Source organism: Streptomyces sp. NPDC048521 (assembly GCF_043199855.1).
GTDB lineage: Bacteria > Actinomycetota > Actinomycetes > Streptomycetales > Streptomycetaceae > Streptomyces.
The window spans coordinates 381,841-396,681 of sequence record NZ_JBICWR010000002.1; the positions used below are offsets into that span (position 1 = coordinate 381,841).

Annotated in this window: 13 protein-coding genes; 10 read left to right on the plus strand and 3 right to left on the minus strand. The window is 73.6% G+C overall.

Features of this window, described 5'->3' with window-relative positions; genetic code table 11:
- Nucleotides 1-4: 4 nt before the first annotated feature.
- Nucleotides 5-1,510 (minus strand): IucA/IucC family protein, encoded by a 1,506-nt coding sequence (locus tag ACGFRF_RS06165; protein ID WP_393737407.1) that lies wholly within the window; start codon nucleotides 1,508-1,510, stop codon nucleotides 5-7.
- 86 nt (nucleotides 1,511-1,596) lie between these two features.
- Between ACGFRF_RS06165 and ACGFRF_RS06170 the strand changes: the two genes are divergently transcribed.
- From ACGFRF_RS06170 to ACGFRF_RS06180, 3 genes are all read left to right on the plus strand, one after another.
- Nucleotides 1,597-3,135, plus strand: a complete 1,539-nt coding sequence (locus tag ACGFRF_RS06170; protein ID WP_393737681.1) for an IucA/IucC family protein — start codon at nucleotides 1,597-1,599, stop codon at nucleotides 3,133-3,135.
- A gap of 116 nt (nucleotides 3,136-3,251) precedes the next feature.
- Nucleotides 3,252-4,514: a VWA domain-containing protein gene (locus ACGFRF_RS06175; protein ID WP_393737408.1), complete on the plus strand. Its 1,263-nt coding sequence runs from the start codon at nucleotides 3,252-3,254 to the stop codon at nucleotides 4,512-4,514.
- Nucleotides 4,514-5,314 (plus strand): hypothetical protein, encoded by an 801-nt coding sequence (locus ACGFRF_RS06180; RefSeq protein WP_393737409.1) that lies wholly within the window; start codon nucleotides 4,514-4,516, stop codon nucleotides 5,312-5,314. Before ACGFRF_RS06175 ends, ACGFRF_RS06180 begins: the two co-directional genes overlap by 1 nt.
- Before the next feature lie 403 nt (nucleotides 5,315-5,717).
- On the opposite strand, the gene ACGFRF_RS06185 is transcribed toward ACGFRF_RS06180, so the two are convergent.
- Nucleotides 5,718-6,344 (minus strand): winged helix-turn-helix transcriptional regulator, encoded by a 627-nt coding sequence (locus ACGFRF_RS06185; RefSeq protein ID WP_393737410.1) that lies wholly within the window; start codon nucleotides 6,342-6,344, stop codon nucleotides 5,718-5,720.
- 87 nt (nucleotides 6,345-6,431) lie between these two features.
- On the opposite strand from ACGFRF_RS06185, the gene ACGFRF_RS06190 reads away from it, so the two are divergent.
- The 6 genes from ACGFRF_RS06190 to ACGFRF_RS06215 all read left to right on the plus strand — a co-directional run bounded on the left by ACGFRF_RS06190 (nucleotide 6,432) and on the right by ACGFRF_RS06215 (nucleotide 12,800).
- Complete coding sequence (locus ACGFRF_RS06190) at nucleotides 6,432-7,640, plus strand: pyridoxal phosphate-dependent aminotransferase (protein ID WP_393737411.1); 1,209 nt, start codon at nucleotides 6,432-6,434, stop codon at nucleotides 7,638-7,640.
- A 204-nt stretch (nucleotides 7,641-7,844) separates the two neighbouring features.
- Entirely contained in the window at nucleotides 7,845-9,656 is a 1,812-nt protein-coding gene (locus tag ACGFRF_RS06195; RefSeq protein WP_393737412.1) for a trypsin-like serine peptidase, read from the plus strand.
- Nucleotides 9,657-9,684: 28 nt separating this feature from the next.
- Nucleotides 9,685-10,212 carry a DUF4232 domain-containing protein gene (locus tag ACGFRF_RS06200; protein ID WP_393737413.1) on the plus strand — a complete coding sequence of 176 codons (528 nt, stop codon included), beginning with the start codon at nucleotides 9,685-9,687 and terminating at the stop codon, nucleotides 10,210-10,212.
- A gap of 237 nt (nucleotides 10,213-10,449) precedes the next feature.
- On the plus strand, nucleotides 10,450-11,049 hold the full coding sequence (locus tag ACGFRF_RS06205) for a histidine phosphatase family protein (protein WP_393737414.1): 600 nt from the start codon (nucleotides 10,450-10,452) through the stop codon (nucleotides 11,047-11,049).
- A 628-nt stretch (nucleotides 11,050-11,677) separates the two neighbouring features.
- The gene (locus ACGFRF_RS06210) at nucleotides 11,678-12,325 is read left to right on the plus strand and encodes a hypothetical protein (protein ID WP_393737415.1); all 648 of its coding nucleotides are present in this window, start codon (nucleotides 11,678-11,680) and stop codon (nucleotides 12,323-12,325) included.
- 52 nt (nucleotides 12,326-12,377) lie between these two features.
- Nucleotides 12,378-12,800, plus strand: coding sequence for an acyl-CoA thioesterase (locus ACGFRF_RS06215; RefSeq protein WP_393737416.1), 423 nt, complete (start codon nucleotides 12,378-12,380; stop codon nucleotides 12,798-12,800).
- A gap of 12 nt (nucleotides 12,801-12,812) precedes the next feature.
- Here the strand turns inward: ACGFRF_RS06215 and ACGFRF_RS06220 are convergent, their stop codons facing one another.
- On the minus strand, nucleotides 12,813-13,214 hold the full coding sequence (locus ACGFRF_RS06220) for a winged helix-turn-helix transcriptional regulator (RefSeq protein ID WP_393737417.1): 402 nt from the start codon (nucleotides 13,212-13,214) through the stop codon (nucleotides 12,813-12,815).
- Between the two features lie 99 nt (nucleotides 13,215-13,313).
- Here ACGFRF_RS06220 and ACGFRF_RS06225 point away from each other — a divergent pair, with 99 nt between their 5' ends.
- On the plus strand, nucleotides 13,314-14,762 hold the full coding sequence (locus tag ACGFRF_RS06225; RefSeq protein WP_393737418.1) for an MFS transporter: 1,449 nt from the start codon (nucleotides 13,314-13,316) through the stop codon (nucleotides 14,760-14,762).
- Nucleotides 14,763-14,841: the final 79 nt, after the last annotated feature.

Genomic DNA, 14,841 nt, shown 5'->3' on the forward strand with positions numbered 1-14,841 from the left:
CCGGTCAGCCGCCGAGCAGCGGGTTCGGGAGGGGCAGATAGCGGGCCGCCGCGCCGTCCGCCGCCGTCCAGCGCAGCAGCAGGTTCGTCTTGCCGGGCAGGCTGGGCGCGGTGAGCAGGGCGGGGATCTCGGGCAGGGCGTGCCGGGCGAGTTCGCGGCGGACAGCGGGCCACGGATCGAAGCCGGGGTGGTGTTCGGCCAGGGCGCCGGCGATCTCGCCGAGGTGGTTGACGAGGAGGCAGTACACCAGCCGCTCCCAGCCGGCGGCCCGGGAGACGTCCGGCAGCAGTTTCGCACCCTCGGCGTCGCGGAACAGCGCCTGTACGGGCGTGCCGGCCGCGTCCACGGCGACGAGGGTGTTCTGCAGATGGGCCTCCAGGACGACCCCGTGGTCGTCGAAGGCGGTCAGGGCGGGCGGGACGACCTGCCGCAGATAGGCCTCCCACCAGGCCGCCGGATCGGCCGCTGCGGCCAGCGGGCTGCCGTCGAAGCCCTCGGCGAGGCCCGCGGCGAGCAGGGGGGTGGCGCCCGGAACCAGGTGGCCGCGCAGGCCGTCCCGGACGAGGACGGCCAGTTCCTCGAAGGCGGGGACGGCGGTGCGGTAGCCGCGGTCGCTCAGCCAGGCCGCGGGCGGGCCCATCGCCGCGAAGGCGTGCTCGGCGGCGAGGTCGGTGCGGCGCAGCCGGTGCAGGTCGTGGCGCCACAGGCGGCGGATGTCGTTCGTGATGCGCACGTCCAGGCTGAACTTCAGGAACACATCGCGCCGGGGCTCGTACACCGTGCGCACCGCCGCCGTCGGCCAGGTGTCGAAGGCGGTCGTGCCGAGCCGGAGCAGGCGGCCGTCGGCGAAGGCCGGGGCGAGGTCGTGGCCGACGAGGGCGAGCTGCCAGGGGTGGGCGGGCAGCAGCCGGTAGCCGGGCGGGGCGGTGCCGAGGGCGTCCAGGGCGCGGGTGTCGCCCTCCTCGGCGACCTGGTCCTCGCGGACCCCGAGCAGCACCAGCGGGAAGCGGGCATGGGCCTCGGGGGCGTACGGCAGCCAGGACGCGACCGGGCCGCCGCCGCGCGCCTTGGGGGCCGGGTGGTAGGGGTGGCCGGTGAGCAGGGACTGCTCGGAGCGCAGGTACGGGTCCGCGGGTGCCGTCGCCTGCTCGCGGGCGGTGAGCAGGGCGGCGACGGCGTCGCGGCTGTCGATCATCTCGGCGGGCAGGTCGCCGCCCGGCAGCCCGGTGTGCCGGCGCAGCTCGTCGGCGACCAGTTTGACCAGTTCGGTGTGGCCGACCGGGCGCCAGGCCCCGGCGGCGCGCACCTCGGGGTCGGCGGGCCGGCGGCCGGGGCGCACCCGCAGCAGCCGGCCGCTGCCGGGCAGCCGGTAGACCGGCCGTTCCCCGTCGTGGCCGGGGAGCGGCTGGGCCACCTCCCGCAGCAGGCAGTTCAGCAGCGGGGCGGCCGCGTACGCGTCGGCGCGCTGTCCGACGGTGTCGGTGGGGGGCTTGAGGTCCACGCGATCCATTCGTTCTTCGTCCTGGGCCCGATCCCGACCAGTATGTCTGTCGTCCCTGACAACGTGCCGTGGTGCCCGTACCCGAGGAGCCCATCGTGTACCACTCCCCCACCGCCGAGGACAGGCTGGCCGAGGAGCTGGCCGCCGTCCGGCCCGGTCTGCTGCCCCGGTACCGGGCCGAGCTGCCGGGCGCCCGCGCGGCCGTGCTGACCCGGCTGTGGCGGGCGCTCGCCCACGAGCCCCTGCCCTGGGTCGCCGACCGGGTCGAGGGGGCCCACGGTCTCGCCCTGCGGCTGGCCGACGGCAGGAGGCTGCACGGGCCGCACGCGGATCCCTACGCGACCGGCGCGTACGTCACGGCCCTGCGCCTGGACCGGGAGCGCTACGACGATCCCGCGCGGCTCATGACCGACCTCGCGGTGCCGCACGCGTCCGCCTTCGCCGCCGAACTGGCCGACAGCACCGCCTCGATGGCGCTGTCCCGGGCGGACGCGGATCACCCGGAGGAGTGGCCGGTGGGGGTCCCCCCGGCCGGAGGCCGGGGGAGGGACTGGGAGTGGGAGCAGCGGGTGGTGGACGGCCACCCCTACCATCCGAACTGTCGTTCGCGTCCCGGTTTCTCGGCGGCGGACCACCTGGCGTACGGGCCGGAGCACCGGCCGTCGGTGGAGCTGGGAACGGTGCCGGTGCCGGCGGCGGAGTGCCTGGTGTCGGGGGACTGGCCGGCGGAACTGCGGGACGCCGACCGGCTGCTGCTGCCGGTGCATCCCTGGCAGGCGGCCCATGTGCTCAAGCGGTCCTGCACCCCCTGGCGGTCCGCGCACCCGCTGATGTCCCTGCGCACCCTGGCCCTGCCCGGCGGCCCGCACGTGAAGACCGCGCTGAGCGCGCGGCTGACGTCCTCGGTGCGGGACATCTCGCCGTACTCCGTCGAGGCGTCCGCGGCGCTGACCGCCCTCGCGACGGACCTGGCCGCGCGCACGGACGGGCTGCTGCACATCACCCGCACCCTGGGCGCGGTCACCGCCGGCTCGCCCGACCTGGCCGCGCTGCTGCGGGAGTCGCCGCAGGCGTACGCGGCAGCGGGCGAACGGGTCCTGCCGGTGGCCGCACTGGCCACCACCGGACTCCCGGGTTCCCCCGCCTGGCTGGCCGCCTTCACCCGCCTGGCCCTGACCGTGGGCCTGCGCCTGCTGGACCTGGGGGTGGCCCTGGAGGCGCACGGGCAGAACCTGCTGGTGATCCTGTCGGCCGACGGCACCCCGCTGCGTCTCGTCTACCGCGACCTCGCCGACATCCGCATCAGCCCCGCCCGCCTGACCCGGCACGGCATCACCCCGCCCGCCCTGACGGGCCGCCTGATCACCGACGACGAGACCGCCCTGCGCCGCAAGCTGTTCGGCTCCCTGGTGGCGGGCGCGCTGGCGGGCACTGCGGGCTCCGGCCCGGCCCTCGCCGCGGCCCTGGAGGCCACCCTGCCCGGCCTCCCGCACACCCCGGACCTCGCGGCCTTGCGCGAAGACCCGCTGCCGACGAAGGCGTTGACGCTGATGCGCCTTTCCCCCGGCCACTCCGGGGACATCTGGACGGCCCTCCCCCATCCCCGCTCGACCCGGCTCCCGGTGCGGGGCTGAACACGTACACGTCACGACATGCCGCACACCGCGCCCGGCGGGAACGACAACTACGGGAACCCGCTCCGCCACCTGCCGTTTTGAAGAGGGGTACATCTGATCAATAGGATCCGGCGATGATCAGAAGACAACGGCTGGCGGCGGGAGCCTGTGCTCTCCTCGCCGCCCTGACGGCCGGGCTGGCGTTCCCCGCCGGAGCGGTCGCCGACGAGACCGAGCAGGCCGCCCCCAAGGTCGAACTCGTGCTGGACGTCAGCGGTTCCATGCGCACCCGGGACATCGACGGCGGCTCCCGGATGGCCGCGGCGAAGCAGGCGTTCAACGAGGTGCTCGACGCGACCCCGGAGGAGGTCCGGCTCGGGATCCGCACCCTGGGCGCCAACTACCGCGGCAACGACCGCAAGGAGGGCTGCAAGGACACCGAGCAGCTCTACCCGGTCGGCCCGCTGAACCGGACCGAGGCGAAGACGGCGGTGGCCACGCTGGCGCCGACCGGCTGGACGCCGATCGGACCGGCGCTGCTGAAGGCGGCCGACGACCTGAACGGCGGTGCCGGCACCCGCCGCATCGTCCTGATCAGTGACGGCGAGGACACCTGCCAGCCGCTCGACCCGTGCGAAGTGGCGCGGGAGATAGCGGCCAAGGGCATCGGGCTGACCATCGACACCCTCGGCCTGGTGCCGGACGCCAAGACCCGCGACCAGCTCAGCTGCATCGCGGACGCGACCGGCGGCACCTACACCTCCGTGCAGCACAAGGAGGAACTGAGCGACCGGGTCGGGCAGTTGGTCGACCGGGCGGCCGATCCGGTGGTCACGCCGGTGGCGACCGACGGTGCGGACAGCTGCGAGAAGGCGCCGACGCTCAAGTCCGGCCTCTACACCGACCGTGAGGAGTTCGGGCAGCAGCGCTGGTACAAGGTGGACGTCAACCCCGGCCAGGAGCTGCGTGCTTCGGTGAGCGTGGCGGACGACCGGGCCGTGGGCCCGAACTACGGGGTACTGCTGCGGGCGGTCACCTCGCACGGGCGGGAGATCGTGCGCGGGGAGGCGGCCGGCACCGGCCGTACGGATGTGATCTCCACGGGGCTGCGCTACCCGAGCCCGGAGAGCGACGACGACAACGCGCCGGCGGAGACGGTGTGCCTGCAGGTCACCCAGTCGTTCACGGCGGCCGCGGGCGTGAAGACCACGCCGGGTCTGCCGCTGGAGCTCACCGTCGACGTCGTGGACGGACCGTCGGGCCACCACGACGTGGCCGCCTTCGGTCTCGGCCGCGGCTGGTGGCTGCTGGGCGCCCTGGTGCTGGCCGGCTTCCTGGCGGGTCTGCTGTGGGGCTGGCTGTCGCGCTGGCGGGTCGCGGTCTGGAGGACGAACTGATGCGGATCACACGTATATGGGGCGCCGCGCTGCTGGCGCTGGGACTGGCCGCCGGACCGGCCGCCGCCGACTCCTCGCCCTCCCCGAGCCCCTCGGACGACGGCAAGGCACCCACCCAGGCGGGCACCTCCTTCCGTACGGCCACGGAGATCGAGCAGGGGCAGCAGGCCACCGCGTCCGGCTCCACCGGCGACTACCTGTACTGGTCGTTCCCGGCGGACACCGGGCAGCGCCCCACCGTCAAGGCGACGGTGAAGCTCCCCGACACGCACGGTTCGCAGACCTGGCAGCTCGACGTGTACGACGGGCTGCGGCGCCGCCAGGCCTGCCAGTACGGCGCCCAGACCCGCACCGCCGCGCAGGGCACCTCCTCGGTCGAGCTGGCCTGTGTGCTGCGTACGGTGCGCGGCTGGTCGGAGCCGTGGGCCGACGACCCCCTGCCGGGCACGTACTACGTCCGGCTGACCGTGGTGGGCCTCGGTGCCTCCGACCTCGGTCTGCCGGTGAACGCCGACGTCCGCGTCGACTCCAAGCACATCGGCGGCGCGGCGGCGGTGGACGGCTCGCTGGGCAAGCCGCTCGTCCCGGGGATCGCCGTCGAGTCCGAGGAGGACGCGGACGGTTCGAAGTCGGCGGTGCTGTCCAGCTTCGGCTCGGACGACGGTTGGTCCTCCGGCTGGTGGTCCGACCGCTGGGTGTGGACCGCGATCGGCGGCATCCTTGCGGCGCTCGCCGGCATCGGCGGGTACGTGCTGACGCGTGGGTCCGGGCGGCCGTCCCGCGTGCCGCCGAGCGTCTGAGCCGACCCGGGTAGAAGGCCCGCCTGCCGGCGGGCCTTCCGCTCGCCCACCCCACCCGGCCGACCGCGGAACCGCAGGCTGAGGGCGTCGTCGGAACGCGGTCGGCCGAGCAGTCGGAGCCCGAGGCACCCGCCCGCACGCGGGCGCCGAGCAGTCCGAGCCCGAGGCGTCGCCCGCTCCACGGCCCCGCACCGGGCCGGACAAGCGGGCGAGCCGGGCAGGCCGGGACGGGAGGCGGGGCCGGACAAGCGGGCGGGCGGATGTCCTCCGGCCACCCGCCGTGCCAAGACGTCGCCCGCCCTCACCGACCCCCGAACCGGACCGGACAAGCACGCAGGCCGGGACGGGAAGCGGGGCCGGGTAGGCGGGCGGTCAGGTCGGCGGCCAGCCGGTCTGTGGGCTGTCACACCTCCCGTAGCGTCTTGGCGAGCGTGCCGTCCCCGGTCACCGTCACCCGTCCGTCCCGCACCGCGTCCGGCAGGGTCAATTCCCCCCGGGCGATGGCCTCACAGGTCGCCGCGTCCATCGCCAGCCGTGCCTCGGCCTCACCCGGCGCGGGCCCTTCGCCGTACACCGGCCCGCTGTCGGTGTCGACACGCAGGTGGAACTCCCCTTCCTCCAGCCGGACTTCGACGACCCCCTCCCCCTCCAGCGCCCGCAGCAGCGGCAGCGCGAACCAGTGCGCACGTACCGCGTCGGTCGGCCGCCGCTCGCCCAGTTCAGCCTCGCCCCACTTCCCCAGCGCCTGCAGCACGGGCAGCAACTCACGCCCCCGCGACGTGAGTTCGTACACGTACGCGGCGCCGGGAGGAGGCAGCCTGCGGCGGGTGGTGAGCCCGTCGCGTTCCATGTCCTTCAGCCGTGAGGCGAGTACGTCCGTGCTCACGCCGGGCAGGTCCGCGTGCAGGTCCGTGTAGCGGCGGGGACCGGCGAGCAGCTCCCGGACGATCAGCAGGGTCCAGCGGTCGCCGACGAGATCGAGCGCGCGGGCTGCGGAGCAGTACTGGTCGTAGCTTCGGCGAGGTGACATGCGACGCAGTCTAGACGCGTTGTTGGACTTTCCAAGCTCACACTTGGTAAAACCAAGCGACACCAGATACCGGAGGGGAAGCGGCGCATGGAGTTCCGGCAGTCGAACAAACTCAGCGAGGTCTGCTACGAGATCCGCGGCCCGGTGATCGAGCACGCCAACGCGCTGGAGGAGGCGGGGCACAGCGTGCTGCGCCTGAACACCGGCAATCCCGCGGCCTTCGGTTTCGAGGCGCCGGAGGAGATCCTCCAGGACATGATCCGGATGCTGCCGCAGGCCCACGGCTACACGGACTCGCGCGGCGTCCTCTCCGCCCGCCGCGCGGTCGCCCAGCGCTACCAGAACCTCGGTCTCGAAGTCGACGTCGACGACGTCTACTTGGGCAACGGTGTCTCGGAACTGGTCTCCATGGCCGTACAGGCCCTGGTCGAGGACGGCGACGAGATCCTCGTCCCCGCACCGGACTTCCCCCTCTGGACGGCCGTGACCACGCTGGCGGGCGGCAAGGCGGTCCACTACCTGTGCGACGAACAGGCCGACTGGAACCCGGACCTGGCCGACATGGCGTCGAAGATCACGGACCGGACGAAGGCCGTGGTCATCATCAACCCCAACAACCCGACGGGCGCTGTGTACCCGAAGGAGGTCGTCGAGGGCATCCTGGACCTCGCCCGCCGGCACGGCCTGATGGTGTTCGCCGACGAGATCTACGACCAGATCCTGTACGACGACGCCGTCCACCACTCGGCCGCCGCGCTCGCCCCCGACCTGGTGGTCCTCACCTTCTGCGGCCTGTCGAAGACGTACCGGGTGGCGGGCTTCCGCTCCGGCTGGCTGGTCGTGACGGGCCCCAAGCAGCACGCGAAGGACTACCTGGAGGGCCTGACCATGCTGGCCTCCATGCGCCTGTGCGCCAACGCGCCCGCCCAGTACGCCATCCAGGCCGCGCTCGGCGGCCGCCAGTCCGTCCGCGAACTCACCGTGCCCGGCGGCCGGTTGTACGAGCAGCGGAATGTCGCCTGGGAGAAGCTGAACGAGATCCCCGGGGTGTCCTGCGTGAAGCCCAAGGGCGCGCTGTACGCCTTTCCGCGCATCGATCCCAAGGTCCACGCCATCCACGACGACGAGAAGTTCGTCCTCGACCTGCTGCTGCGGGAGAAGATCCAGGTCGTGCAGGGCACCGGCTTCAACTGGCCCTCCCCCGACCACTTCCGCATCCTCACCCTGCCGCACGCCGACGACCTGGAGGCGGCGATCGGGCGGATCGGGCGGTTCCTCGGCGGATACCGGCAGTAGTGGCCCGTTTCGCGCGTCTGTGCGAAGATCACCCCCGCATGACCGGGGGAGTGTCGCGGTGCACGGCCCGTACGAGCCGCCGGTGCGCGCCTGACCAGCGCCGCACCGCACCGACCGTCGTTCCCTCCGGTCCGTTCGATCGATTCAGGGGGATCAGCATTGTTCGCGCAGGGAAGACGCCTGTTCGCTTGCGGAAGACGCCTGTTGGCGTACGGCGGCGGACGCCGGGCGGCCGTCGCCGCTGTGTGCGTGGCGGCGCTCGGGCTCGCCGCCCCGGCCGCCCGGGCCGGGTCGCCCGCGCCGCCTGTGGGCTCCGCCGGACAGGAAGCCCGGGACGCGGCCCGGTACTGGACCGCCCAGCGCATGGCGGACGCGCAGCCGCTGGACGGGCTCCGCGCGGCCCCGTCCCGTCCGGTGCGGCCGGGCGGCGCGGCGGCGCGCCGGCCCCAGGGCACGATGTTCAAGGGGACCCGGCTGGTAGGGACGTTCTTCGGTTCCGACGGGCCGAGCGGCACCACCTGGCACTGCACCGGCAGCGTGATCGACACCCCGGCACGGGACATCGTCCTCACCGCGGCCCACTGCGCGCTGAACATGAAGAGCGACTACCTCTTCGTACCGAAGTTCGTGAAGGGAGCGGGCCCCGACCGGCAGCCGTACGGCATCTTCCCCGTCCAGCGCGTGTTCACCGACCCTCGCTACCAGCCCGACCGTGGGTCGACGACCACCAAGAAGCAGTCGTCCGACCTGGACACCGCGTTCGCACGCGTCTCGGCCAACCAGCACGGCACCTCCCTCCAGGACGCCGTCGGCGGCGGACTGACCTTCACCCGGCCGTCCGGCTACACCCACCAGAAGGTCACCGTCGTCGGATACCCCGCGCACCGGCACAACAGCGCGGGACGCGCCGTCAAGTGCACCGTGCCGACCACGCAACTGCGCGGCTACCGGCAGATGTCGATGACCTGCGGCGGCTACTACGGCGGTGTGTCCGGCAGCCCGTGGATCACCGACTACGCGGACGACGCGCGCTCCGGCCACGTCATCGGCAACCTCGGCGGCTACAACGGCGGCGGCAACGACGCGAACGTCGACTACATCAGCTACGCCCCCGCGTTCGGCGCCGACGCCGCGAACCTCCTCGGCTACGCCGTGGCCGACCAGGCCCCGCCCGCCGGCCTCCCCCCGTACCAGGGCCTGGGAGAGAAGCTGGCGGGCGGCGCGGCACGCTGGCGGAAGGCCGCTCTCATGACCTCCGGCGACTACACCGGCGACCGGCGCGGCGACCTGCTCGTGGTCTGGTCCGACGGTGCGGTCACCCTGCATCCCGGCGACGGCAAGGGCGGTTTCCGCGTGGAGAGGCGGCTGCTGAAGGCCAACTCCACCTGGACGCACGCCCGGACCCTCACCGGCGGGAACTTCACCGACGCCGATCGCTCCGGCCTGCTGGTGCGCTGGTCCGACGGCGAGGTCACCCTGTACCCGGACCTCGGCACCTCCGGCCTGGGCCGGGAGATCCGGATGGCGCGCCCCGGCTCCGGCTGGAAGAACGCCGTACAGGTCACGGCCGGGCAGTTCCACGGCGCCACGGGCGCCACCGACCTGCTGGCCCGCTGGTCCGACGGCCGGGTGACCGTGTACACCGGGGTCGGCGCCGGCACCTTCGGCACCGGGAAGCGGCTCCGCGCGGCGAACGGCACCTGGACCGGGGCCGCCCTGCTGACCGGTGGGAACTTCGGCCGCACGGCCGACTGGGACCTGCTCGTGCGCTGGACGGACGGCGCGCTCGACACCTACGCGCACACCTCGACCGCGAAGCTCGGCACCGAGGCACGGGTGCGCGGCCCGAACGGTCTCTGGAAGCACGCCCAGGTCATGGCGGTCGGCGACTTCACCGCCGACCACATGGGCAACGACCTGATCGTCCGCTGGTCCGACGGGGAGACCACCCTGTACGCCGACACGCGCACCAGGGCCCTCGGCACCGAGCACACGCTGGTCCACCCCGGCACCTGACCGCACCGCACATCTTCCAGGGGGAACGATGCGAGCGACGACTCGACTGACCGGCGGCCTCACCGTCCTCACTGCCGGCCTGGCCCTGACGGCCTGCGGCACCACCACGACCGCCGGACCCGACGCGAAGGCACCGCCGTGCCGAACCTCTTCGCTGACGTGGACCCTGACCCTGCTCGACGGCACCGACCAGGACGGCAGGCGGCCCAACGCACGGCTGACCGCCGTCAACAAGGGCCCGGGAACCTGCGTGTTCGACGGTTATCCGGGCGTGGAGGTCCACAACGGGAAAGCGGAGACGATCGACGGTGCCGGGCACGGGCACGCCGCGTCGCTCCCGCTGCCCGGGAAGGCGGCGGCGACCGTCGACATCCGCTACACACCCGGTGGCACGAAGGACGCGGGCCCGAACTGCGTACGGCAGCCCGAGGCCGTGGTCTGGGCACCGCACGACGCCGCGCGTGCCGTCGTCCCGGTCCTGGACGCGCATCTGAGGCACACCACGATCGATGCGTGCGGGGAATCCATGTCGTTGGCTCCCCCACGCCGGACGTGACGGCCGGTCGGACGAGGATGTCCTTGCAGGAGGAGCCGGCCTTCTTGTCGGTCCGGGAGAGGGATTCCCTGGAGAGGCTCTCGCCGGCCTTGCCCAGGCGCCGCTCGTGGACGGCTCCGGTGTTCGAGTCGATCCACGCACCGAAGCCGTCTAGGACTGCCGTCCGGCCCAGTCCGTCCTGCGGGCGGTGGCCGTCCTGTGGCACCGTGAGTGCAGACGAGCGGGAAGGGCGCTGACGTGGGTGACCTCTTTCTCGTCCGGCACGGTGAGACCGAGTGGTCTCGGTCCGGACGGCACACCGGCTGCACCGACGTACCCCTGACCGAGCACGGGCGGGAGGAGGCGCGCCGACTGGTGCCGCTGATCCGCTCGCACCGGATCGGCGCCGCCTTCGTCAGCCCCCTGCAGCGGGCCCGGGAGACCGCCCGGCTCATCGGCATCCACGACGCCCGGGTCGACGCCGACCTGCGCGAATGGGACTACGGCGGGTACGAGGGCGTCACCACCGTGGAGATCCAGCGCAGCCGGCCCGGCTGGTTCCTGTTCACGGACGGGGTGGCGCCCGGGCCGCCGGAGCATCCGGGCGAGACCCCGGAGCAGGTCGGGGAGCGCGCCGACCGCGTGCTGGACAAGGTCGATGCCGCCCTGGCCGACACGGAGAGTGTCGTGGTCCTGGTCGCCCACGGCCACTTCCTGCGCGTCCTCACCGCCCGCCGTCTGGGGCTCCCGCCGCAGCACGGGGCCCTCTTCCAGCTGGCCACGGGCACCCTGTGCCGCCTCGGCACGGAGCACGGGCGACCGGTCGTGGCGGGGTGGAACATCCGGCCACCGGGGTAGGTCGAGGCGCGGGTCGGCCGGGTGAGCGTCACGGTCGCTCTGCCGCTGAGCGAGCGTGGTCACGCGTGTGCGGGAGCGATCGGGCGAGCGTCGCCGGCCGGCCGTACGCGAACTGCCGGGCGGTCGGCCGTGCGCGAGCTGCCGCCGGTCGACCGTAGGGGAGCTGCCGCACCGGAGCTGCGCTGCCGCCGGTCGACCGTAGAGGAGCTGCCACACCGGAGCTGCCGCGCGGTCGGTCGTACGCGAGCTGCCTCCGGTCGACCGCACGCGAACTGCCGGGCGGTCGACCGCACGCGAACTGCCGGGCGGTCGGCCGTACGCGAACTGCCGGGCGGTCGACCGTACGCGAACTGCCGGGCGGTCGGCCGTGCGCGAGCCGCCCTCGGTCGACCGCACGCGAGCTGTCCTCGGCCGACCGCACGCGAGCTGCCGGGCGGTCGGCCGTGCGCGGGCCTCCGACTGCCGTGGCCACACCGTTCGGCGACGGTCGGCAGCCGGCTGTACGCATCCTCGGCCGGTGCCCGGCAGCGGCTTCACGCCCCGCCTGTTGTCGGACCCGGGCCGTACCCTGCGAAGGGGCCGTCCGCCGGGCGGCTCCGTGCAGCGAAGGCACTGGAAGGAGCGCGCCGTGACCCGACCGCCGACCGCCGCGCAGCGGCGTGTGATCGAGGCCGCCGATCCGGTCACCGGCCGGCTGCGGGGCACGGACGCGCAGCTCTCGGCGCTGGTGAAGCGGGGGCTCGCCTTCCGGCATCCGCGGCCGCCGCACGATCACTTCCTGACCCCTGCCGGGCACCGGATACGCGAGGCGGTGCCGGATGCGAGCGAGGCGAGGGAGGCGACGCGGACGACGGAGCCGTCCGCGCCGTCCACCGGGGTGTTCGCGGCCCGCGTCGGCGGTGAGGAGGCGGCCCCGCCGTCGGCACCGGCGCGGCTGCGCGAGGTGCGCAGCGCCTGGGAGGGGCTGCTGGAGCTGCGCCGGATGACCAATCCCGACGGTGCCGTGGACCGGCCGTGCGGCTGGGAGCGCACGCATCTGGTGCGGGCCGCGGCCCTGGCCCTGGAGGCGGCGGGCCACCGTCCGGCGGGCGGCGACGCGGACGGGTACCGGGTGCGGGCGACCCCGCAGCCCGAGGCGGTCGCGGTGTACGCGCCGGACGCGGGGGCACTGGCGGCCTGCGCGGCCACGCTGGGCCGGGCCGGTTGGCAGGCGGGCGAGTACACCGAGCCGCGGACCAGGGCGCGCTATCTGCTGGCCTCGCCGCGCCGGGCATGACCGGCGTGCCAAGATCGATCGACCGGAGATTCGAACGCGAGAAGGGCAAGCAGTGGCCGAACCGTTTTCCGTCCGTGTGACCGTCCGCGGCTACGAGACCGACGTGCAGGGACATCTCAACCAGGCCGTGTACCTCAACTACGCGGAGCACGCCCGCTGGTCGCTGCTCCAGGCGGCCGGGGTGAGCCAGGCCCGGCTCGTGGGCCGGGGCGTGGGCCCGGTGGCGCTGGAGACGACGATCCGCTACCGGCGAGAGCTGCTCGCCGGCGACGAGGTCGATGTGACCTGTGAGTTCGAGTGGGGTGACGGCAAGACCTTCCGGATCCGGCAGGAGATACGCAAGGCCGACGGCACCGTGGCGGCGGAGGTCACCGCGGTGGGCGGCCTGCTGAACCTCAAGGAGCGCAAGCTGCTCGCCGATCCACGGGAGGTGTTCAAGGAGCTGGCGACGGACCTCGGCCTGTTCGGCCTGTAACCGGCTTCCGGCCTACGCGTCGAGCGACTCCGGCTCGTGCTCGGCGTCGTAGGCCGCCCGCGCCTCCGCGATGTACACCCGGTTGCGCTCGGCCCAGTCGGTCAGCCGTCGCAGGGTGTCGTTCAACTCGTGGGCGACGGGCGTGAGTGCGTACTCCACCTTGGGCGGCACCGTCGGGTGCACGGTGCGGGTCACCAGCCCGTCCCGCTCCAGGTTGCGCAGCGTGAGGGTGAGCATGCGGCGGCTGATGCCCTCGATGCCGCGCTCCAGCTCAGTGAACCGGATGGGCCCGTGCGCGGCGGCGACGAGGATCTGCACGCTCCACTTGCCGGCCACCCTGTCAAGAACCTCGCGGATGGGGCACGCGTGCGCGTTCACTGCCTGGACGGTAACACCGGTGTTCCTCTGGGACATCCGACTGCCTCCTTACACCCGGCTCCATGGTCACCCACCATGAACCCCGTTACAAGTCGTGCACCAAGGCGCGCAGGAAGAACGGGGAGGCGGCACGCGATGTCGGCCACGATCGAGAACAGGCCGTCACCGGAGACGGTGGCGTCCGGACGACGGTACTCCCGGTGGGCGTCGCTCGCCGTGCTGTGCGCGGGGACGCTGATGACGGTCCTGGACGGCAACATCGTCACGGTGGCGATGCCCGCCGTCCAGAGCGATCTCGGCTTCAGTGCCTCCGGTCTGGCCTGGGTCGTCAACGCCTACCTGATCGCCTTCGGCGGGCTGCTCCTGCTGGTGGGACGACTGGGTGACCTGGTGGGCCGCAAGCGGATGTTCACGGCGGGGCTCGCGGTGTTCACGGTGGCGTCGGTGCTGTGCGGCACGGCCACCGGGCAGGGCACGCTGATCGCGGCTCGGGCGCTGCAGGGCGCGGGCGGGGCGATGGCCTCGGCCGTGGTTCTGGGGATGCTGGTCGCGCTCTTCCCCGAGCCGCGCGAACAGGCCCGCGCCATCGCGGCGTTCAGCGCGGTCGGCGCGGCGGGCGGGGCGCTCGGCACCTTCCTCGGTGGCGCGCTGACCCAGGCCCTGAACTGGCACTGGATCTTTCTGATCAACCTGCCGATCGGGGTGGTCGCGTGGCTGGCCGCGGTACGGGTCCTCGCGCCGGAGCGCGGTGCCGGGCTCGGCAAGGGCGCCGACTATCCCGGGGCCGCGCTGGTCACGGGTGCGCTGATGCTCACGGTGTACGTGATCGTCGGTGCCGGCGACCGCACCCTGACCGTCACCCTGCTGCTCGCGGCCCTCGCCCTGGTCCTGTTCACCGGGTTCGCCCTGCGTCAGGCCCGGGCCGCCCGTCCGCTGCTGCGGCTGCGCCTGTTCCGTTCCCGGCTGCTGACCGGCGCGAACGCGGTCCAGGTGCTGATGATCGGCACGATGTACGGCTTCCAGTTCATCGGCGCGCTGTATCTGCAACGCGTGCTCGGCTACGGCGAGTTGGCGACCGGCACCGCGTTCCTTCCCGCTCCGGTCGCGATCGGCGTGCTGATGCTGGGGCTGTCCGCGCGGACCGTCGCCCGGTTCGGGGCCTACCGGGTGCTGCTGGCCGGCCTGGTGCTGATCACCGCCGGCATGGCCCTGCTGGGCCGCGCGCCCGCCGACGGCTCCTACGCCGCCGACGTGCTGCCGCCGATGCTGCTGCTCGCCGCCGGGTTCGCGGCCGCGATGCCCGCGCTGACCGGACTCGCGATGTCCGGGGCGCGCGCGGAGGACGCGGGTCTGGCCTCCGGTTTGTTCAACACCACGCAGGTGGTGGGCGGTTCGCTGGGCCTGGCCGTCCTGTCCACCCTCGCGGCGAGCCGCACCGGCACCCTGCTCGACGGCGGCGCGGACCTGATCCCGGCCACGGCGGAGGGGTACCGTCTCGCGTTCCGCGTGGCGACCGGGATCGCGGTGGCGGCACTGCTGCTGGCGGGGGCGGTGCTGCGCCCCGGGCGCCTCGGCTCCCGCTGAACGCCGACCGGTTGGGCCCTGCGCCCGCGCGCGGCAGGTCCGCGCCGGCCGCCCGGACCTCGGGCACGTCCCGGCTGCC

Coding starts and splice junctions, on each gene's coding strand:
- ACGFRF_RS06185 (WP_393737410.1), bottom strand. CDS start 6,344: ATGTCACCTCGCCGAAGCTACGACCAGTACTGCTCCGCAGCCCGCGCG.
- ACGFRF_RS06165 (WP_393737407.1), bottom strand. CDS start 1,510: ATGGATCGCGTGGACCTCAAGCCCCCCACCGACACCGTCGGACAGCGC.
- ACGFRF_RS06220 (WP_393737417.1), bottom strand. CDS start 13,214: ATGTCCCAGAGGAACACCGGTGTTACCGTCCAGGCAGTGAACGCGCAC.
- ACGFRF_RS06190 (WP_393737411.1), top strand. CDS start 6,432: ATGGAGTTCCGGCAGTCGAACAAACTCAGCGAGGTCTGCTACGAGATC.
- ACGFRF_RS06175 (WP_393737408.1), top strand. CDS start 3,252: ATGATCAGAAGACAACGGCTGGCGGCGGGAGCCTGTGCTCTCCTCGCC.
- ACGFRF_RS06200 (WP_393737413.1), top strand. CDS start 9,685: ATGCGAGCGACGACTCGACTGACCGGCGGCCTCACCGTCCTCACTGCC.
- ACGFRF_RS06180 (WP_393737409.1), top strand. CDS start 4,514: ATGCGGATCACACGTATATGGGGCGCCGCGCTGCTGGCGCTGGGACTG.
- ACGFRF_RS06225 (WP_393737418.1), top strand. CDS start 13,314: ATGTCGGCCACGATCGAGAACAGGCCGTCACCGGAGACGGTGGCGTCC.